The following is an 18,502-nucleotide window of genomic DNA, read 5'->3' as shown; positions in this document are numbered from 1 at the left end:
GGACAGATGATGCAGTCGCTGCCGACGCCGGCCATCCCCGCGTGGCTCCCGTGGCAGGAAGCGGTCGTTCTCACCGTGGTGCTCGCTGTCCTCGTTGCCGTCCGCCGCTTCTCGGATGCGCGACCTGGCGACAGCATACGGACACGGTTCCTCCTTGGGGTCCCGTGGGGGACGCTGCTGACGATGGCCGGCGTCGCGGCGGTGTACCTGTTCCTGCAGGGCGCGTGGTGGCACCCGCGGAACCCGCTCGTTACTCCGTTCCGGACGTGGTCGTACTTCTACCCGTTCGGGATGCTCACCGGGGCGTTCACCCACGGCAGCCAGGGGCATATTACGGGGAACCTCATGGGCACGCTGGTGTACGGGACGGTCGCGGAGTACGTCTGGGGACACTACCCTCGCAAGCGGGGCGTCCAGACCTTCACGTCGCTGCGGACGAACCCACTCGCCCGGATTCTGGCTGTTCCCGTCGCCATGTTCGTCGTCGGCGTGTTCTCCGCGGTGTTCGCCATCGGGCCGATTGTGGGCTTTTCCGGCGTGGTGTTTGCCATCGCCGGATTCGCGCTCGTGGCGCGGCCGACGCTGTTTCTCGGTGCGTTTCTCGGAAACCGCGTGCTCGACCTCCTGTATTCGGCGCTTCGCTACCCCGTGTCGACGGCCTCGGGTCAGACCCGGTTCGTGACGCCGTGGTGGTCCAACATCGCCATCCAGGGCCACGCCATCGGCATTCTGGCTGGCGTCGTCGTGGCCCTCGCGCTCCTGTGGAACCGGAACGAACGCCCTGACACGCTGCGGGTGTTCTTTGCGACGCTCGTGTTCGCCGTCGCGCAGGGACTGTGGGCGGTGTACATACCGCTCGGTGGCGGCCGGTTTCGGCTGTTCCGCTGGGCCGGGACGGCGCTGGTGTTCGTTCTGGCGCTCGTCGTCGCAGCGGCGACCGTCGGTTCTGACCGGAGTTTTCGCCCGTCGTTTGACCGCCGGCCGGCGTCACTCGCAGTGATGGTCCTGCTCGTCGTCCTCGGCGCACTGAGTCTCGCTGCCGTCCCCACGAACGTCGTCGACCTGCAGGAGGACCAGCTCCCCGAAGACGGCATCGAGATCAGAGACTACGTGGTGACCTACGACGAGAACGTGCCCAACGCGTACTTCGAGAGCATCTGGGTCCCAACGCAGCGAGAGGGGGCGAGCGTCAACGCGAGCGGCGTCATCGTCGCCAGCGCGGAGCGGGAGGTCTGGATCGCCGCCGTCCAGCCGGGCCGGCTCGCGGTCAACGGCGAGGAGCGGGTCACAGTCGGCGGGGCGACCTGGCGCGAATCGGTCTACGCGAACCGGACGGACTGGTCAGTGCTCGGCAACGACAGTGTCTATCGGGTCCAACTCAGGCGCGAGGGCGGCCAGCCCCGGACGGCCTACACCTCAGAGCCGTCGACGGCGGACGTGATACTGGACGGACGGAACGTGACAGTGGCTGCCCGGCAGAACGGGTTCGACGTGAGCGTAACGCGGGGGAACGAAACGGTCGGGCAGGCACCGCTCCCGGCGAACATGACGCGGACGCGGATCGGCGGGCTGACCTTCGAGCGGAACCGGTCGCGGCTGTACGCACGGACCGACGGCACTCGCGTCAAAATCGCGGAGCGCCGCCAGCAAGCGGCGCGGAACTAGGTCCAGTCGATGCGGTACACTTCCGCGGTGATCGCCTGCCGGTCCGATTCGTGGAACTCGAACTGTCGCGGCAGATCGAACTCCGTCTCGAAGGCGTGGGTCACCTCGCCGCCGTTGTCGGCGGCGAAGGACTCGACGAACGACTGGCTCCCCTCGTTGTGAATCGAGTAGGAGACGCCCGTGATGGACGCGGCGGTTTCGAGGAACCGACGGTCGGCGTGTTCGTTGTCCGACTGCGCGCCGAAGGGCGGGTTCATCACGACGGTGGTTTCCTCAGTGGGCGGACACAGCGGGGCTGTCGTGGCATCCGCTCGAACCCACGACACCGGCGTCGTCGACCCGACCTTCCGCTCGTTTTCGCGCGCCGTCGACAGTGGTGCGGGGTCGATATCTAGCCCGACCACCCGCGCCGGCGACCGCAGCGCTGCACCCAGCGCCAGCATCCCGGTGCCACAGCCGAGGTCGACGACCGTCTGTCCCTGGATATCGTCCTGGAGGTCCGCAGTATGGACCAGATGCGCCGCCAGGTCCGGCGGTGTCCGGTACTGTTCGAGACTGGCCCGTGGGTTGTCGAACCCGGCGACAACGGCGAGTTGCTGGGCGAGCGCACTCTTTGTCGGCATTACTGGAGATACGCCCGATTCATTCAAAAACGTTTGGAAATGCTCAGTAGTTATTCGGACGGGAGTGCGACGACGAATTCGCTGCCGCCGAGGTCGCTTTCTTCCACCCAGATGTCGCCGCCGTAGCTGTCGACCATCACCGACACGAAGTAGAGTCCGAACCCAGTCCCCGTCGACTCGGTTCCACGCTCCCCTTTCTCGAAGATCGCCTCGCGCTCTTCGGGCGGTATCCCGGGGCCGTCGTCCGCGATGCGAAGGTGGACCATCGAGTCGACGCGTTCCGTCGTCACCTCGATTGTAGTGCCTGGACCGCCGTGCTCGACGGCGTTCGTCAAGATGTTCCCGACAACATCGTCGAGGAGGTCGTCAGCCACGACCTCGATGCCGTCAGGGATGTCTGTTTTGAGCGTGCAGTCCTCGTCCATCGAGGCCGCTTTTCTCGTGGCCCCTTCGACGACCGGCCCCAGTGCGATTGTCTCTGCTTCGGTCAGGCCGTCGTCAGACATCGTGCTCAGCACGCTCCGGACCTTCTGTGTGAGGTCGACGATATCCCGACTCCAGTCCAGAATCGTTTCGGCGTACGTCGCCTGTGTCCCGCCGAGTGCGTCTGCAAGCGTTTCCGCACGCGCTTCGATGACGGTCATCCCGTTGAGGATGTCGTGTCTGAGGATGCTGTTGAAAAACTCCATCTGCTCTTCGCGGCGCTTGAGATCCGTGATGTCTGTCCCCTCGACGATTATTTTCTGCACGGTCCCGTCGACCGCTACTGGTCGGGCCACGACAGAGGTCGAGATCCGCTGGCCGTCTGCGCCGATATGCTCGGCCTCGAACCTGACCATCTCACCGTCCATCGCCCGCTCGACAGCATCCTGGCAACGGTACGCCACTGCCTCATTGTGGTTCCACCAGGGCGTGTCCCAGAACGGTTCCCCGAATACGGCTTCGTCATCAGCATCGACGAACCCGAGCGCTGTTTCGTTCGCCCTGAGGAGGTTTCCGTCAGCGTCGAGGATACCGATGAACGTCTCCGGTGAGTTGAACGTCGCTTCCAACAGCTGCTGGCTCTGCTCGCGTGTGTCGACAGCTAGCTCGCGTTCGATCTCCGCTTCGACCCACTGCGTGAGATGCTCGAACAGCGTCTGTTGCCAGTCCGAGAACTCAGAAATCGCCTCGTTGTCGTTGACGAAACACAGCGTTCCGTACTCCGCCCCGTCCGCTCGAAGTGTCGTGCCGACGTACGCCTCCAGTCCGAACCGCTCGTAGGCGGGGTCAGTCGACATTGACTCGCTCGCGTTGGTGACGACGTGTATCCCGGATTCGTCGAGGGTGTGTCTGCAGTACGTCTCCGAAAGCGGTGTCTCGGCCCCCGGCGTAATCGTCGAAGACAGGCCGCTACTGGCGACGATTGTGTGTTCGTCGCCGGAGACGACCGCGATATGCCCGTTCGGAAACCCCAGGTGTTCTCGACCGACGTCCAAGACTGGCTCGACACGCTCCCGAAACGAGGTCCCGCTGGCCGCCATCGCTGCAGTGAGGTCCTGCATAGCTGCCAGATAGCGATCTCGCTCCTCCGAGTCGCTACCCTCGGGACAGTCCAGCGGATCATCCATAGCAGGTGACTCGGTCTCCCGGGAGTTGAAGATTCGGACCCGTTTCTCAGGAGCTGAAATGCACCCGAGCGATGACGGTGTGACAAGCAGCCACCCCTACAGAGTCGCGTGCGGGAGTTCAACGTAAAACGCTGCACCGCCGCTGTCGCTGTCCTCGACCCAGACATCGCCGCCGTAGCTCCGGACCATCGTGTCCACGAAGTAGAGGCCGAAGCCAGTGCCGCCGGACTCAGACCCTTTCTCGCCACGCTCGAAGATGCGGCGGGCATCACTGCTCGGAATCCCGTCTCCGTCGTCTGCTAAACGGACAGTCACGACCCCCTCCTCGACCGTCGTCGTCACGTCGATAGTTACGTCGTCGCCGCCGTGTTCGACCGCGTTGAGAAAGAGGTTCCCGAACACGTCATCGAGCAACTCGTCGGCGACGACAGTGACCGCCTGTGGCTCGATTGTGACGGTACAGTCGTCGCTGACTGACCGGGCGCGGTCCGCTGCATCGTCGAGGACGGCCTGTAGCTCCCGGTGTCCGTGGTCCCGTCCGCCCTCTTCGGTGACCGTCTCCAGCACTGACCGGACCTTCTCGGTGAGTTCGATGAGGTCGTCGCTCCACTGGACGATGGTCGACGCGTACTCGCGTTCCTCGCTGTCGAGCGTGTCTTCGAGGAGTTCCCCGCGCGCCCGAATGACGTTCATCCCGTTGAGGATGTCGTGTTGCAGGATGCTGTTGAAGAAATCCATCTGGTCGGTCTGGCGCTGAATGGCACGCTGCTGGCGGCTCCTGACGACTGCGTACCGGAGCGCTCTCACGAGTCGGTCGCCGTCCAGGTCCTCTTTCGGCAGGTAGTCCTGTGCGCCCCGGTTGATCGCTTCGATAGCCATCTCCCGGTCCTGCATCCCGGTGAGGACGATGATCGGCACTCCCTCTACGATCTCGGTTGCCCGGTCGAGCGTCGCGAGCCCTGTCGACTCGGGGAGTCCGAGGTCAAGCAGTACCACGTCGTAGGCCGCTTCCTCACGCTCTGCGACCGGTGCCAGCGATTCGACGTGGGAAATCGTCACGTCGTCGACGAAGTGCGCCACCGCCGGCGAGTTCAGGTGATGCTCGACGAGGCGGGCATCGCCCGGGTTATCCTCGACGAGGAGCACGTCGAGATGCACCGTCTCAGCCATCGTTATTTCGGCGGCCGCTTGACGACCGTGAGGAAGAAATCCTCGATACTGCTCACGATGTCGACGAAGCCGTCGAAGTCGACCGGTTTCGTCAGGTAGGCGTTCGCGTGGAGATCGTACGATTCGATGATGTCCTCTTCCGCCTCGGAACTGGTCAGCACGACGACCGGAATCCGCCGGAGCGACTCGTCGCCTTTCATCTCTTCGAGGACTTCCTGCCCTCCTTTGCGGGGCATATTGAGATCGAGCAACAGCAGGTCCGGCCGCGGTGCGTCGCCGTACTCACCTTCCTGCCGGAGGAACGCAAGCGCCTCGACGCCGTCGTTGACGACGTGAAGGTTGTTCAGCACCTTCCCCTTCTCCAGGGCTTTCTCGGTCAGTTTGACATCGCCGGGGTTGTCCTCCGCCAGCAGAATCTCCACCGGCCGCCCCTCGCTGGAGTCAGTCATCGCCGCTCACCCCCGTCACCGCGGGCAGCGTAAATTTGAATGTCGCGCCGTCGTCGGACGGTTCGACCCAGATGCGGCCGTCGTGGCGCAGGACAATTCGCTGGCAGACGGCCAGCCCGATGCCGGTGCCCTCCGTGTCGTGGGCACCGGCGCGGTGGAAGATGTCGAACACCTCCTCGCGGTCCGCCGCCGGAATCCCCGGCCCGTTGTCCGAGACGGTGAACGTCACCATGCCGTCGTCTTCTTCGGCGCTGACCTCGATATGGGGTTCGATGCCGGCCTCCGTCGCGTACTCGATGGCGTTTTCCAGCAGATTCTGGAACACTTGGCCGACCTGGTTCGAGTCGGCGTCGACGCGTGGCAGTGACTCTGCCGTGATGGTAGCGTCCACCTCCTCTATTCGCATCTGCAAGGCGTCCAGCGTGCGGTCGAGAACCGCTTCCGGGTCCGTCTCCTCGAAGTCGCCCGCCTTCGTCTCGACGCGGGAGTACCGGAGCAGGGCGTCGACCATCTCCTGCATCCGGTGGGCACCGTCGACGGCGAAGGCCATGTACTCGGCGGCCTCCTCGTCGAGGTCGTCGCCGTACTCGCTGTTCAGCAGGTCGACGTAGCTCGACACCATCCGGAGCGGTTCCTGCAGGTCGTGGGACGCGATGTAGGCGAACTGCTGGAGCGCCTCGTTCGAGCGCTCCAGTTCGGCCTGTTTCGATTTGAGCCGCGTCTCGCGTTCGAGTCGCTCCAGCGCGGCAGCCGCCGTACTCGTGAGAATCTCCAGCAGGAACCGCTCGTCGTTGTCGAACGACGACACGGTGTCGGACCCGATACACAGCATTCCCCAGTCGTCGAGCGGGAGGCACAGGAGCGTCCGCATCGGCATCGCCGGTGCTGAAGGGTTCGACAGCTCCTGATAGTCCTCTATCACGGTGGGTTCGCCGGCGTGGAAAATACGGTGTTCGTCGCTGCCTGGACCCATCGGCGGAAGGTCTGCCGGCGTTTCCACGCCGGCGAACTCGGTCGCCATCGCCGTCGCACCGATGGGATAGAGCGTGTCGTCGCCGCTGTCGTAGGACCAGATTGCGGTAAGTGGTTGGTCGATAATACGCTGTGCGATCTGGACGACTGTGTCTGCGGCCGCAGTCTCCGTGCGGCTGTACAGCAGTTCGTTGGTCGCGTCGCTGAGCGCCTCGATGCGCTCCTCGCGGCGCTTGAGGTCAGTGATGTCTCGGGCGACACTGACGACCTGTTTGACCTGCCCGGCATCGTCGAACACCGGTCGATACCACGTCTCGAAGACGAGGTCGTCGATATCCTGGGTCACCCGGACCTCCTCGCCGTCCAGCGCCTGTTCGACGGCGGCGATGATGTTTGGGTACTCGCCGTAGGCCTCGAACACCGACGTCCCTTCGAAGTCGCCGGGTTCCACTTCGAGTCCTTCCAGGCCCTTCCCGGCCGAGTAGGTGAACACGCCGTCCGGGTCGAGCGTGAACACGACGACAGGGAGATTCTCCATCAGCGTCTGGAGCTGTTCGCTTTGTTCTGTGTGCTTTCGCTCCTGCTCACGGATGGTGGTCACATCGTGGATGAACGCTACAACGCGAGTCTCGTCGCCGAGAGTGGCTCGCTCGAGCGTTACCTCGACCAGCTGATCCGCGCCGTCGGGACCCTCGGTCGCCCACTCGACCTGCGCCGACCCCGACGTGGCTGCCTCGGCTATCAGGTCGTTTGCGTCCGCCGTGGAGAACCCCGAGGGGCTGCCTCGGCTATCAGGTCGTTTGCGTCCGCCGTGGAGAACCCCGAGGGGCTGAACTCGCCGACATGCATCCCGACGATGTCCTCCGGCGCACACCCAAGCAACGCGCCCGCGGCCTCATTAGCCCGGACCACGGTCCCGGTGTCGACATCGTGGACCATAATCGGGTCCGGACTCGCGTCAAAAACATCCTGATAAATAACGGCATCCTCTGTAGAAGCCATAGCTCCTTTCGGCGCTCGAACTACAAGACAGTATGTCTCTTGTTCTCAGAGGTGAGAACAGCGGTTACCAGGTACCTTTGAAGGTGTCGAACTCCAGCGAGTCGAGTGGCTTCTCGCCGATGGCGATTTCGTATTCGCCGGGCGTGAGCATCGGCTTCTTGAACTGCGGGCCGTCGTCGGTGGTGATACGGGGACAACCGGTGTTGACGTAGGCGTCCATCCCGAAGTTCGTCAGCCGGTCCGGCGTCACCTCGTCCATCGTGATGAGGTAGGCGTTCTCGTTGTTGTCGACGATCTCCTGGGCCTTGTCCCAACGGCCCTGGCCGATTTTGGTACAGAAGATGACGCCCCAGGACTCGGCGTCCATCGCGCGGTGGACCGCGCCGTAGCGCTGCTTCATGAACTTCTCAGTGTCGGCGACGGTGACGACGTTGTTGACGGGATCGGCGATAACGACGTGTTTCTCGGGGTGTTCCATCGCCAGCCCGAGCGGGTGGAACTTCCCGCCGCCGACGTACAGCATCTGGTCGGCGTCGACGTCGGCGCTGGCGTAGTTACAGCCGAGCACCTGTCCCTCGTGGGTGAGCCGCTCGTCGCCCCGGCGCGTGTGGACGGTGTAGCCACGCTCTTCCAGCCACTCGCGCATCTCGTCGAACTTGTTCATGTGCTGGGCCGTCGTCACCAGCCCCACGTCGGGGTCCTCTTCGGGGTCCGCGAGCTGTTCCTCGCGGGCCTGCTCCATGATGGGGAAGACATCGACGTTGGAGAACAGCGGCACGTAGATGATCTTGTCCGATTCCTTCATCGGCGAGTGGCCGAAGTGGACGAACACGTCCGTCCGGCGCATCATGTACGTGTCGAGGTCGCAGGCCCCGTAACACGGCTGTCCCGAGAGCAGTACCGTCACATCGTCGGGGAGGTTCTCGCGGAGGTCGTCGGCGACGGCCGGGCCGCGGCGTTTCAGCCCCTCGGGGAACTGCAGTCCCACCTTCTCGGCGTCTCGCTCCTCGACGGCTTCGACGATTCGGTCGAGCTCGTAATCCCACTCGCGGTCGTGTTTGAGCGACAGTCCGGTGTTCCGGAGGTCGCCGTCAGTCCGCTCTTGACTCATTGCAATCCTGTATCGGTTCGAGCGCCATAACCCCCGTGTTTCGGCGAGCGACAGTTACTCCATAATCTCGGCGAGCTGTCGCTCGACCCGCTCGACGTTCTCCTCTAAGTCACGAGCCATCTGGTGTTGCGTCCCGTTGGCGTCAGCCAGTTCGTCGATGGACTCGGAGACCTCGGCGGCACGCTGGGCGATCTCGTCGATCATGCTGGCGATTTCTTCGGCGCTTGCGGCCTGGTCGTCCGTCGCCTCCGCGACCTCGCTGATACCCTGTTCCGTCTCCGAGGTCGCGTCGAGGATGGCCTGCTGGTTGTCTAGCACCGTCTCCAGATCGGTGAGGGCTTGCTGAACCGCATCGGTCGTTTCTTCGACGTTTTCGGCGGTGTTGTCGGCCATCTCGCGGACCTCGCCGACGATGCGCTCGACCTCGTCGGCGTGCTGTTTGGACTCGTCGGCCAGTTCCTTGATCTCGTCGGCGACGACCGCGAACCCGTCGCTGTCGCTGTTGCTCCGCGCGGCCTCGATGTTGGCGTTCAGCGCCAGCATGTTCGTCTGGTCCGCGATGTCGTTGATGACCTCGACGAACTCGTCGATCTCCTCGATGTGACCCCGAAGCTCCGTCGAGTCCGACGCGACCTGTTCGGCGGACTCAGTCGCGTCCTCGACGCGTTCGATGGTTTCCTCGGCAGTCTCGACGGACTCCTCGGCGAGCTCCCTGGCCTCGCCGCTCTGACTGCTCACTTCCTCGGCGCTGGAGGCGATTTCCTCGACGGTCGCGCTGAACCCGGAGACCTCGGACTGGACCTCGTCGAGGTTGTCGGACTGCTCGCCGGCCATGTCTTTGATCTCGTCGGACTGCTCGGTAACGGCCGCGGCGGAGTCGCTGATTTCGCCGACCGCCGACTCGACGTCCGTCGCCATCTGCGACTGGAGGTTCTGGAGCGCTTCGCGCTGTTCGACGATATCGCTGAAATCGATCAGTAGCTCTAGCGCACCGATAGCGTCCCCGCCGGGACCCATGAGCGGGATTGCCACTGCCCGCGCGTGTGCCATCGTCCCGTCTGGCCGTTCGGCCGAGCGGAACTCGTTTTCGCGGACTGGCTCCCCGGTTCTGATGACCTCCTGGGCGAGCGTCTCGTCTTGGCCTTCCGTGCCAAACACGTCGTAGGCGTTCATCCCGACCGCCTTGCTCGCCGGGAGCCCGAGCATACCTTCGACCGTGTCGTTCCAGTGTGTGATATCGCCGTCCGCGTCGACCACGAACGCCGCTTCTGGTAGATCTTCGACAAGCGACTCGAACGCGTGGAGCCAGAATTCTCCGCTGTTGTCCACAGATTCCGGCAGCAGTTCCCTCGCTGTAGCTTGTTTAGCCATTACCGTAAACAGCAATGACCTGGGTAAATGATTTCTGGCCGATTACAACCGCTGATAACTGAGTGCCGTCATATTGACACCGAGGAGCGACGGGAATTCACGACTGGAACAGAGTCTCACGGGGTAACAGACGCAGCCTGTCGTACCAGCACTGGGCAGCTATCCCGCCTGAAACAACCCGGTTTCGGCAGGCCTATACCGCCCGAGTCCATACCAATCGGTGATGAGCATCGAGACCGATACCGCCGCTGATATCGACGGTGACCACGTCGAGGCGCTCGCTACAGAGTTCGGCGAGGCAATCGCCGAGTTGCCGGTGTACCAGCGATTCAAGGAGACGAAAGACGCCGTCGAAAACCACGACGAGGCGCAGGCGGCCATCAAGGAGTTCGAGCAGATCCGCGAGGAGTTCATGCTCGCCCGCCAGACCGGGAACGCCTCGCAGGAGGACCTCCGGAAGGTCCAGCAAAAGCAGGAGGAACTCCACGACATCCCGGTGATGAGCGACTATCTGGAGGCCCAGAACGAACTCGAACTGCGCCTGCAGGAACTCAACGAGATCGTCTCCGAGGAACTGGCCGTCGACTTCGGCCAGAAAGCCGGCGGTTGCTGCGAGGACTGAACAGCGGTACTTCTCGCGGTCGCGTTTTTCGCAGACTCCGAAGCTACCGGTCAGGAACGCAGATGCCGCCGACAGCTACCATCCGTCAGCCGCACTGTTCCACCGACAGCTATCGCCAGTCAGTGACACGGCCCCGCTGGCCGGGCTGTGCTGTCACTCCTCGACTTCGGTTTTCACCACGACCGCCGGTCGCTCGGTCAGCCGAAGCACCTTGTCGGTGATGCTGCCGAGGAGACTCCGGTACTCCGCCGGCCGCCGCTTCGTCCCGAGGACGAGCAGGTCGACGTCCGCTTCGTCGGCGGTTTCGATGATGGATTCGGCCGGCCGTCCGTGTTTCAGAGTCGTCGTCACGTCGACGCCGGATGCCTCTGCATCGGCCTCTATCCGGGCCAGCGTCTCCTGGCCCGTCTCTTCGAGGCCGTGTTCCGGCCCCTCCGACTCGTCGACGTACTCGTCGCCGCTGTAGGCAGTGTACACGTCTTCGTCGACGACATACAGCGCGTGGAGGGCCGCGCCGTGTTCCGCTGCGAGGGCAATCGCGTGGGATTCGGCGTTGGTCGAGGCTTCTGTCCCATCCGAGGCGAGGAGGATGTGATCGTACATACAGGTCGTATTTCTCCCAACTGGGAAATAAACCGAGGGTTCCGTTCTCAGACAGCGGGAGACGACCCGGCGTCTTCGAAACATCTTAGCGACCGGGCGTGGCATCTCTGCACATGACAGTCGAATCTGATTGGGACGACTGGCTCCCGCGTGCGGTGGAGTCGGCGACGCCTGACGGGCTGGCGATCTGGTATCTGGGCTGTAACGGCTTCATCGTGAAATCGAGCGGCGGAACGACCGTCTTCATCGACCCGTATCTCGGCACGGGCGACCCCCCGCGGACCGTGCGGATGGTCCCGGTGCCGTTCAACCCCGAGGACATCACCGAGTGCGACGCGGTTCTGGGCACCCACGAACACACCGACCACGTTCACGGGCCGTCACAGGCCCCGATTCTCGCTGGGACGGGCGCGGACTACTACACGACCGACAGCGGTCACGAAGTCATCCGGGAGGAAGCGTGGCTGGAGAACTACAGCGTCACCGACGACCAACTGCACGAAGTCACGGAGGGCGATACGCTCGAAATCGGCGACCTGACGGTCCACGTCGAACCGGCAAACGACCCCGACGCCGACCATCCGGTGTCGTACGTATTCGAACACGAATCCGGCACGTTCTTCCACGGCGGCGACGCCCGCCCCGGCGAGTTCGAAACCGTCGGCGAGCGCTACGACATCGACGTCGGCGTCCTCGCGTTCGGGACCGTCGGGATGATAGACGACAAGGAGACCGGCGAACCCACGCGAACGCAGTGGTACAACGACGAGAACATGATTATCGAAGCCGCGAACGAACTCCAACTGGACACCCTCGTCCCGACCCACTGGGACATGTGGAAGGGGATGACGACGGAGCCGACCGTCCTGCACAACCACGCCAACAGCTTCGCGCATCCCTCGACGCTTTCAATCGTTGAAATCGGCGACCGGTACGATCTCGACTGACAACGGTCTGCCAGTGTCGCACGGACGGTCTGTCCGTCTTTGCTGGCTCACGTCCTGTTCGTGTTACTGAGGTTACGTCTCTATATTATATTAACCAGTATCGTATAGAAAAAAGGTGTAAATGTTGGTCAGGTACGTACCTTTAATACTATTGCTGAGACCATACAGACCATGAGCAATTCGCAAGCCTACGACGAAGTCACTGTCGCCGCAGATGGCGTGACAGTGACCAAGCGGTTCGAGGCGGACGAGTTCCCCGTACCCGCGATAGCGTTCAATCTCACTTCGCGACGGTCTGTTCCGGTGACGGTCAGGCTAGTCGACACCGTTCCGGAAGACGTAGCAGTCGAGGATCTGGGCTTCCACCCCGAGTACGGCAGCGAGTACTGGGATATCAACGAAAACCGGATCGCTTTCGAGAAGGAACTTGAACCCGAAGCCGACTACACGACCGTCTACGGTATCCGTGCGACGGGAACCGACGACGTCGAGAAGTTCCTGACGGAACCCGAAATCGAGAGTGTGAACCCGCCTCTGGACGAAGATGAGGAAGACCTCGTCGGTGGGGGCGACGAGGCTGTTCGGGACGTTATCGCCGGTGACGCCGACAGCGTTCCCGGTCTGGAAGACGATGACGACGAGGACATCGAGACACTGGATCTTTCGGACCCGAACAACCCGGACTCAAGCGTCGAGGCCCCCGAAGAGAGCAACGCCGCACCGGCTGATTCCGAGGTCCAATCCGGTGCTGTCGTCGCGACGATGGCACAGGAAATCCGCGATCAGAACGTCTCCCCCGAAGACGTGAAGCTCCTCAAGCGCGCGCTCGACGCCGTCTCCGAGGACGACAGCGACGCCGGCGGCGTCAACGACGCCCGGATCCAGCGCATCCAGAGCGATGTCGCGGACCTCCGTGCGTACACCGACGCTCTCGAGGAGTTCCTCGAAGAGAACGGCACCGGCGAAGACATGATTCAGGAGTTCGGCGAGCGCCTCGATTCCTTCGAAGCGACTCTGGAGGATTTCGAGGACGAGGTCCAGTCGGCGACGGATGCAGCCACGTCCGCCTCCGATCAGGTCGACGACCTCTCCGGGGATGTCGAGAGCGTCGAAGGGCAGCTTGACGCCCTCGAAGACGATATCGAAGCTGTCCGCGAGGAGATCGACGACGGCGAACTCGCCGACCGGATCGACGAAACCGAATCGGAGATCGAAGAGCTCAAACAGTGGCGCGAACAGCTGTCGTCGGTTATCGGCGGCGGCGAATAACCGAACTCGTTTTACCGATCCCCCGTCTGTGCCTGCATAATGACGACGACGAGAGTGGCCGTTCCGCGCAAGGGCCGGCCCCTCGAAGCAGTGCTGGAGCGACTCGCCGGACGAACGGGGACGACCGACCTGGCCGACGATATCATCTCGACGCTTCGCTACGAGAAAGCCGTCACCAAGGGTAACCAGGACGCGGTCGCCGACGTGTACCATCGCATCAGCGACTACTCCTCGCTCGATGAGCCATACGAGCCGGAATACACGCTGCTCCGTGACGACCGCGACGGGATGCCCCGACGGATCGTCTTCGACAGCGTCACGGTTCCGACCGAACACGGTGACGTCCAGCTGGTCGGCCGCGAGGAGCCGTTCCGGGCGCTCCGGACCCACGAGTTCGCGCTCGGGTTCGACAGCGCCGACCTCGTTCTCGAAGAAGTCGTCCAGCTTCGGGACGAACCGCTGACCGCCATCCACGAGATCAACGACCGCATCGACCCGCTGGACACGGACGTACGGGTCGTGACCGGGCTGGGCGATACGGTGTATCACACCCTGCTGGCGACGCCGGATGTCATTGACTCACAGGACGGCCCTCTCGACCGGGCCTTCGTCACCAACTACGAGGGCGAACTCTGCATCTCACCGCGCTACGAGCGCCTCGTCGAAGCCGTTCTCGGGACGAGCGCGCTCGACGGCGTCTCCTTTACCTATCCGACGGAGGGCGGCGAAGAAGAGGAAGACATCGCGGCGACCGGCCTCGGCGTCTACCTCACCGTCACGGGGTCGACCGCGCGCGACCACGGCCTCGAACTCGGCGAGCAGTTGTTCCCCAGCGAGACCGTGCTTCTGGAAAACGCCCACGAGCGCACCGAGACGACGAAACAGGTCGCCAGTCTGTTCGAGGAACCGGAAGAAACAGCGCTGCAGTCGGTCTAAAACCGTTTTCAGAGACGGCGTCGCTGGATGAGTTTCGCAGCGACACTGACGGGCACGACGATCCACGCCGCGAGCGCCGCGGCGACCATCGGCGTGGTCAGCCCGGCCTGTGCCAGCACGCTGCCGAAGCCGCCGGCGACCACGTCCACCTGTGAGAGCGCGAGCACGCGGAAGCAGTCCACGGGATTGAGGAGTATTGCCGCGGCGATAGCGCCGGACCCGAGGTCGAATCCCGCGACGGCCCCCAGTGCGACCAGGTCGTGCAACAGCGCGACCCACAGCCAGATGGCGAGTGCGGCACCGAGCGCGTGGGTCTTCGTCCGGGCGACCGTCGAGACCAGCACTGCCACGCCCAGCATCGCACAGGCGGTCAGCACCGCAGCGAGGGCGACAGCCGCGTACTGGCCGACGCTGGCGAGACCGATGTAGCGGACGGTCAGCAGCGCGCCGGGGACGAAGCCGAGCAACATCGCGCCGGACAGCACCGCCGCCCGGCCGACGGCGGTCCCGACGACGACACGGCCTTTCGTCACCGGGAGCGCGAGCATGAGTTCGAGCGACCCGCGCTCGTCGGCCCCGACGATGGCGTCGTAGCCGACCGCCAGCGCCGTCAGGGGGACGAGGTAGACGCCGAGTTCGGCGATGGTCGCGATGACCGCGTCGAAGCGACCCGGGCCGACCGAACTCGCGCCGAACTGAACGACGGCGGTGGTAAAGAGGCCGAACAGCAGCGCCACGCCGAGCGCCCATCGGCTCCGGACGGCCAGCCGGTATTCCCGGCGCGCGATGGTGAGCAGACTGCTGTCGGCGAGTCGGGCAAGCGCCGATCCGTCGGTCGCGTCCGTGGCCGTATTCCCCTCGGTTCCGCCGTCGTGCAACCGGGTGGCCGGAGCGTCGACCGAAACGACGCCGCCGTCCGGGGTCGGATCTGTCGAGGAGTCGCCCTCGCTCATGCCGGCTCACCTCCGGAGTCCTCGGTCGCTGTGTCGACAGCCGCTGCCGCCGCTGTCCTGTCGGAGCCGGGGTCCCCGCCGCCCTCCGCCCCGACGGCCTCGTGGAATGCAGCCTCGAGGCCGGGTTCCCGGACCTCGAAGCGGTCGATGTCGTATCCCTCACCGACGGCGGTTAGCAGGTCGTACGCGTCGGTCGGGGTGGCGGTGACAGTCAGGTCGACGCCGGCGCGGCTGACACTCGACGCGCCCTCGTGGTCGCGAAGCATGCCTGCCACGTCGCTCGCAACCGCCTCGGACGCGAGCGACAGCGACACCGTCACCTCGTCGGCGGCGGCGCGGCGAAGCTCCTCGACCGGTCCCGCAGTCGCCACCTGTCCATCGGCGATGATGACCGCCTCCGAGCAGAGTCGCTGAATCTCCCCGAGCGCGTGCGAGGAGAAGACGATAGTCACGTCCGTCTCGGCCGCCAGGGACTCCACGACCTCGTGGAACGCCCGGATGCCGTCGGGGTCGAGCCCCGCGGTCGGTTCGTCGAGTATCAGCACGGCCGGCTCGCCGATGAGCGCGGTGCCGAGGCCGAGCCGACGGTTCATCCCGTTGGAGTAGCCGCCGACGCGGCGGTCCGCGGCGTCTGCGAGTCCGACTGTGTGCAGGATGCGCTCGACGTGGTGGGCCCGGTCTTCCCGGGGCACCGAGCGCATCCGGGCGTGGAAGCTGAGTATCTCGCGGCCGGTCAGGCTCGGCGGGAAACCGGCGTGCTCCGGCAGGTAGCGTACTCGTTCACGAACGGTGGTCCCGTCGGTCGGGTCCGCGCCGGCGACGGAGACGCTGCCCGCGTCGGGCTTGTTCAACCCGACGAGCAGTTTGAACAGCGTCGTTTTGCCGGCCCCGTTCGTGCCGAACACGCCGAGGGTGGCCCCCTGTTCGACAGACAGACTCAGTCCGTCAAGCGCCTGCACGTCGCCGTAGGATTTCGATACGTCGTCGACATCAATCACGTTCATAGTAGCTCCTCCAGTTCTCGTGGGGTGGTTCGGTCAGCGGGCGGGCATCGACGACGCCGGGCGACTGGACGACCGGGACGGACGACTCGGCCAGCCGAACGGCGTCGAAGGCCGGGCTGCTGGCGAACACTCGCGCGGCGGGCTTTTTCGCGGTGACCTGCTGGACGGTCCCGGCCGGCTGGTAGCGGGTGTCGCCGACGCCGTCGTCGTCAACGTCCGTCGGGTTCGCCCGGGACCAGTAGTTCCCGACGCTCTCGTTCCAGTGGACCTGGTCGCTCATGACCGCCAGCACCGGTCTGTTGTTGCGGATGAAACTGTTCTCGGTCACGGTGCCGTCGGTACTCCCCGCGGCGATGTGGACACCGATGTCGTTGCCGACGACGAGGTTGCCGACGATGCGATTGCTGACGGAGTTGTAGACGAACAGCCCGTTCTCGTTGTCGACGAGGTGGTTGCCGCGGATGTCCGTGTCGTCGATGCTCTTGACAAGGATGCCGTGGCCGGACTGCCCGCTGTTGTTCACCGCCACGTTGTCCGCGATGACGAGGTGTTTCGACACCATCAGCGCGTACCCGACGTCGTTGTCGAAGGCGGTGTTGTCCCGCAGGTGCGAGTCGTCCGAGTACATGTAGTGGACTCCATAGCGGAGGTCCCACATCGTGTTCCCGCTGGCGTTGACGTCTTTCGCCCAGTTGAAGTAGAGTCCGTCCCGGACGGTGGTGATGTCGTTGTTCCGGATGACGCTGTCCTCGGTCTTCCAGATCTGGACGCCGTTGCCGCGCTTGGTCAGCTGCGTAATCTCCTCGCGGCCGACGATGGTGTTGTTGCGGATCTCGGCGTCGTCGACGCCGTCGAGCCAGATACCGAAGGTCATGTCGGTGACGCGGCTGTCGCGGACGGTGACGTCGCTTCCGTTGACGAATATCGCGGCGTCGTTCGTCGCGGTGCTGTAGCCGCTGTTGCGGACCCAGAGGTCCGTCACGGTGACGCCCTGTGCTTCGACGGCGAGCACGTCGCCCTCGCCGTCGCCGTGCAGCAGCGCTGACCCGGGACCGCTCCCGGAGAGCGTGACGTTCGGCGTCGTCACGACGAGAGTCTCGTCGAAGCGACCGTCGAGCGTGACGGTGTCGCCGGGGTCTGCGGCGTCAACCGCCCCCTGCGCGCTGTCGTAGGTCTCGCCGTCGACCGTCGCGGTGCCGTCGGCCGACGGGGCGGTGAACGAGTCAGTGTCGGGCACGTCGGGGTCGAAGGCGAGGTCGTCGCTGCCTGCGCTGTCAGTTGGGCCGGCGCTGGCCATCCCGACAGCGACGACCGACAGCACGAGCAGGACCGCGGTACCGACGGCGAACACACGCTCGAAATCGTGGGACAGTGGGCTCATGAGTGAGTTTCTGATTGGTCAGATTTGACCGCGGTGGTCGTCGGGCGGTGCGGGGCGTCCTCCTCGTCGTCGGTGTCGCCGTCACGGCCGAGGCGGTCCCGGACGGCGTCGGGAAGCCCGGTGAGTCCGTCGCGAACTCGGACCGGGAGCTCACCGAACGTCGCCGCCTGGTCGCGGTAGTAGTACGAAACCGCGAGCAGTCCAACGGCAGCCGCGGCCATGTACGCGCCGAGGCCGAACCGGGAGACGCTCGTGATGTTGGCGACCTGATACTGGCCCCACAGCGGCGGCGTGAAGCCGTCGACGCCCATCACCGGCGCACCGGGATCGAGCGTGTGGCCGGCCTGCCAGAGTCGGGCTTGGATGAGCACCAGCATCGCGGTAAACACGAACACCGTGCCGGCGAACTGGTACTTCAGACCGCGTTTGAGCTTCTCGGTGGTCGGGGCGATAGCGACGAACACCGACAGCAGCGAGACGCCGATGAACGCCACCGGACCCAGCGACCACTCGGGCACGTCGATGGCGTTCTCCTCGACGGGGAAGTTCGGCTCGATCAGCACCGGGTCGGGGAAGTAGAACCCGACGTAGTGGTTTAACCTTGCCATCTCGGTAAAGTCCCCGGCGAGTCTGGGGTAGGCGTACAGCGAGACGTGGAGCGTCGTGCTGGGGTACTGGACCGCGTCGACGCTAATTTGCCACATCGGGAACGCGAGCGCCGCGACGAACAGCAGCGCCGCTCCCACGGGGAGGCCCCGCCGTATCTCACGGAAGTCGTCGATGGTGGGTCGTTGCATGGCTGAACACCTCCGAA

Annotated in this window: 18 protein-coding genes; 5 read left to right on the top strand and 13 right to left on the bottom strand. The window is 64.4% G+C overall.

Annotation, left to right across the window (positions count from 1 at the left end; all coding sequences use genetic code 11):
• Window positions 1-6: 6 nt before the first annotated feature.
• Window positions 7-1,665, top strand: coding sequence for a rhomboid family intramembrane serine protease (locus C442_RS09005; RefSeq protein WP_049942905.1), 1,659 nt, complete (start codon window positions 7-9; stop codon window positions 1,663-1,665).
• Here the strand turns inward: C442_RS09005 and C442_RS09000 are convergent.
• The 8 genes from C442_RS09000 to C442_RS08970 all read right to left on the bottom strand — a co-directional run bounded on the left by C442_RS09000 (window position 1,662) and on the right by C442_RS08970 (window position 9,931).
• Window positions 1,662-2,288, bottom strand: coding sequence for an METTL5 family protein (locus C442_RS09000; RefSeq protein WP_008309681.1), 627 nt, complete (start codon window positions 2,286-2,288; stop codon window positions 1,662-1,664). The genes C442_RS09005 and C442_RS09000 overlap by 4 nt on opposite strands.
• Window positions 2,289-2,338: 50 nt before the next feature.
• Complete coding sequence (locus C442_RS08995) at window positions 2,339-3,898, bottom strand: sensor histidine kinase (RefSeq protein WP_008309680.1); 1,560 nt, start codon at window positions 3,896-3,898, stop codon at window positions 2,339-2,341.
• Window positions 3,899-3,994: 96 nt separating this feature from the next.
• Window positions 3,995-5,068 (bottom strand): hybrid sensor histidine kinase/response regulator, encoded by a 1,074-nt coding sequence (locus C442_RS08990; RefSeq protein WP_008309679.1) that lies wholly within the window; start codon window positions 5,066-5,068, stop codon window positions 3,995-3,997.
• 2 nt (window positions 5,069-5,070) lie between these two features.
• A complete protein-coding gene (locus tag C442_RS08985) occupies window positions 5,071-5,517 on the bottom strand; it encodes a response regulator (protein WP_008309678.1) in 447 nt (148 codons plus the stop codon).
• The gene (locus C442_RS08980) at window positions 5,510-7,090 is read right to left on the bottom strand and encodes a sensor histidine kinase (RefSeq protein WP_239642287.1); all 1,581 of its coding nucleotides are present in this window, start codon (window positions 7,088-7,090) and stop codon (window positions 5,510-5,512) included. The genes C442_RS08985 and C442_RS08980 overlap by 8 nt, the downstream gene beginning before the upstream one ends.
• A 140-nt stretch (window positions 7,091-7,230) precedes the next feature.
• Complete coding sequence (locus tag C442_RS22615; RefSeq protein WP_239642286.1) at window positions 7,231-7,491, bottom strand: PAS domain-containing protein; 261 nt, start codon at window positions 7,489-7,491, stop codon at window positions 7,231-7,233.
• A 64-nt stretch (window positions 7,492-7,555) separates the two neighbouring features.
• Window positions 7,556-8,602 carry a diphthamide biosynthesis enzyme Dph2 gene (dph2, locus tag C442_RS08975; RefSeq protein ID WP_008309677.1) on the bottom strand — a complete coding sequence of 349 codons (1,047 nt, stop codon included), beginning with the start codon at window positions 8,600-8,602 and terminating at the stop codon, window positions 7,556-7,558.
• Window positions 8,603-8,656: 54 nt separating this feature from the next.
• Complete coding sequence (locus C442_RS08970; protein WP_008309676.1) at window positions 8,657-9,931, bottom strand: methyl-accepting chemotaxis protein; 1,275 nt, start codon at window positions 9,929-9,931, stop codon at window positions 8,657-8,659.
• 265 nt (window positions 9,932-10,196) lie between these two features.
• On the opposite strand from C442_RS08970, the gene C442_RS08965 reads away from it, so the two are divergent.
• Entirely contained in the window at window positions 10,197-10,595 is a 399-nt protein-coding gene (locus C442_RS08965) for a YlbF family regulator (protein WP_008309674.1), read from the top strand.
• Between the two features lie 153 nt (window positions 10,596-10,748).
• Here C442_RS08965 and C442_RS08960 read toward each other — a convergent pair whose 3' ends face one another.
• On the bottom strand, window positions 10,749-11,198 hold the full coding sequence (locus tag C442_RS08960) for a universal stress protein (RefSeq protein ID WP_008309672.1): 450 nt from the start codon (window positions 11,196-11,198) through the stop codon (window positions 10,749-10,751).
• A gap of 113 nt (window positions 11,199-11,311) precedes the next feature.
• On the opposite strand from C442_RS08960, the gene C442_RS08955 reads away from it, so the two are divergent.
• From C442_RS08955 to C442_RS08945, 3 genes are all read left to right on the top strand, one after another.
• Window positions 11,312-12,145: an MBL fold metallo-hydrolase gene (locus C442_RS08955; protein WP_008309670.1), complete on the top strand. Its 834-nt coding sequence runs from the start codon at window positions 11,312-11,314 to the stop codon at window positions 12,143-12,145.
• A 171-nt stretch (window positions 12,146-12,316) separates the two neighbouring features.
• On the top strand, window positions 12,317-13,414 hold the full coding sequence (locus C442_RS08950) for a hypothetical protein (protein WP_008309668.1): 1,098 nt from the start codon (window positions 12,317-12,319) through the stop codon (window positions 13,412-13,414).
• Window positions 13,415-13,453: 39 nt separating this feature from the next.
• Window positions 13,454-14,350: a hypothetical protein gene (locus C442_RS08945; protein ID WP_008309666.1), complete on the top strand. Its 897-nt coding sequence runs from the start codon at window positions 13,454-13,456 to the stop codon at window positions 14,348-14,350.
• An 8-nt stretch (window positions 14,351-14,358) separates the two neighbouring features.
• On the opposite strand, the gene C442_RS08940 is transcribed toward C442_RS08945, so the two are convergent.
• Genes C442_RS08940 through C442_RS08925 form a run of 4 tightly spaced genes read right to left on the bottom strand, consistent with a single transcriptional unit; the run spans window position 14,359 to window position 18,485 of the window.
• Window positions 14,359-15,303: an ABC transporter permease gene (locus C442_RS08940; RefSeq protein ID WP_008309664.1), complete on the bottom strand. Its 945-nt coding sequence runs from the start codon at window positions 15,301-15,303 to the stop codon at window positions 14,359-14,361.
• Window positions 15,300-16,307 (bottom strand): ABC transporter ATP-binding protein, encoded by a 1,008-nt coding sequence (locus tag C442_RS08935; protein ID WP_008309662.1) that lies wholly within the window; start codon window positions 16,305-16,307, stop codon window positions 15,300-15,302. The genes C442_RS08940 and C442_RS08935 overlap by 4 nt, the downstream gene beginning before the upstream one ends.
• Window positions 16,294-17,688 carry a right-handed parallel beta-helix repeat-containing protein gene (locus tag C442_RS08930; RefSeq protein WP_008309660.1) on the bottom strand — a complete coding sequence of 465 codons (1,395 nt, stop codon included), beginning with the start codon at window positions 17,686-17,688 and terminating at the stop codon, window positions 16,294-16,296. Before C442_RS08930 ends, C442_RS08935 begins: the two co-directional genes overlap by 14 nt.
• Window positions 17,685-18,485, bottom strand: coding sequence for a hypothetical protein (locus C442_RS08925; RefSeq protein WP_008309659.1), 801 nt, complete (start codon window positions 18,483-18,485; stop codon window positions 17,685-17,687). The genes C442_RS08930 and C442_RS08925 overlap by 4 nt, the downstream gene beginning before the upstream one ends.
• Between the last annotated feature and the right edge of the window lie 17 nt (window positions 18,486-18,502).

This window comes from Haloarcula amylolytica JCM 13557 (assembly GCF_000336615.1).
GTDB lineage: Archaea > Halobacteriota > Halobacteria > Halobacteriales > Haloarculaceae > Haloarcula > Haloarcula amylolytica.
The sequence above is the reverse complement of the archived record's forward strand: the minus strand, read 5'-3'. Positions and strand labels throughout refer to the sequence as shown.

What these genes read in the sequence shown, in the direction of transcription:
- C442_RS09005 (WP_049942905.1), top strand. Translation starts at nt 7, where the DNA reads ATGATGCAGTCGCTGCCGACGCCGGCCATCCCCGCGTGGCTCCCGTGG.
- C442_RS09000 (WP_008309681.1), bottom strand. Translation starts at nt 2,288, where the DNA reads ATGCCGACAAAGAGTGCGCTCGCCCAGCAACTCGCCGTTGTCGCCGGG.
- C442_RS08995 (WP_008309680.1), bottom strand. Translation starts at nt 3,898, where the DNA reads ATGGATGATCCGCTGGACTGTCCCGAGGGTAGCGACTCGGAGGAGCGA.
- C442_RS08990 (WP_008309679.1), bottom strand. Translation starts at nt 5,068, where the DNA reads ATGGCTGAGACGGTGCATCTCGACGTGCTCCTCGTCGAGGATAACCCG.
- C442_RS08985 (WP_008309678.1), bottom strand. Translation starts at nt 5,517, where the DNA reads ATGACTGACTCCAGCGAGGGGCGGCCGGTGGAGATTCTGCTGGCGGAG.
- C442_RS22615 (WP_239642286.1), bottom strand. Translation starts at nt 7,491, where the DNA reads ATGGCTTCTACAGAGGATGCCGTTATTTATCAGGATGTTTTTGACGCG.
- dph2 (WP_008309677.1), bottom strand. Translation starts at nt 8,602, where the DNA reads ATGAGTCAAGAGCGGACTGACGGCGACCTCCGGAACACCGGACTGTCG.
- C442_RS08965 (WP_008309674.1), top strand. Translation starts at nt 10,197, where the DNA reads ATGAGCATCGAGACCGATACCGCCGCTGATATCGACGGTGACCACGTC.
- C442_RS08960 (WP_008309672.1), bottom strand. Translation starts at nt 11,198, where the DNA reads ATGTACGATCACATCCTCCTCGCCTCGGATGGGACAGAAGCCTCGACC.
- C442_RS08955 (WP_008309670.1), top strand. Translation starts at nt 11,312, where the DNA reads ATGACAGTCGAATCTGATTGGGACGACTGGCTCCCGCGTGCGGTGGAG.
- C442_RS08950 (WP_008309668.1), top strand. Translation starts at nt 12,317, where the DNA reads ATGAGCAATTCGCAAGCCTACGACGAAGTCACTGTCGCCGCAGATGGC.
- C442_RS08945 (WP_008309666.1), top strand. Translation starts at nt 13,454, where the DNA reads ATGACGACGACGAGAGTGGCCGTTCCGCGCAAGGGCCGGCCCCTCGAA.
- C442_RS08940 (WP_008309664.1), bottom strand. Translation starts at nt 15,303, where the DNA reads ATGAGCGAGGGCGACTCCTCGACAGATCCGACCCCGGACGGCGGCGTC.
- C442_RS08935 (WP_008309662.1), bottom strand. Translation starts at nt 16,307, where the DNA reads ATGAACGTGATTGATGTCGACGACGTATCGAAATCCTACGGCGACGTG.
- C442_RS08930 (WP_008309660.1), bottom strand. Translation starts at nt 17,688, where the DNA reads ATGAGCCCACTGTCCCACGATTTCGAGCGTGTGTTCGCCGTCGGTACC.
- C442_RS08925 (WP_008309659.1), bottom strand. Translation starts at nt 18,485, where the DNA reads ATGCAACGACCCACCATCGACGACTTCCGTGAGATACGGCGGGGCCTC.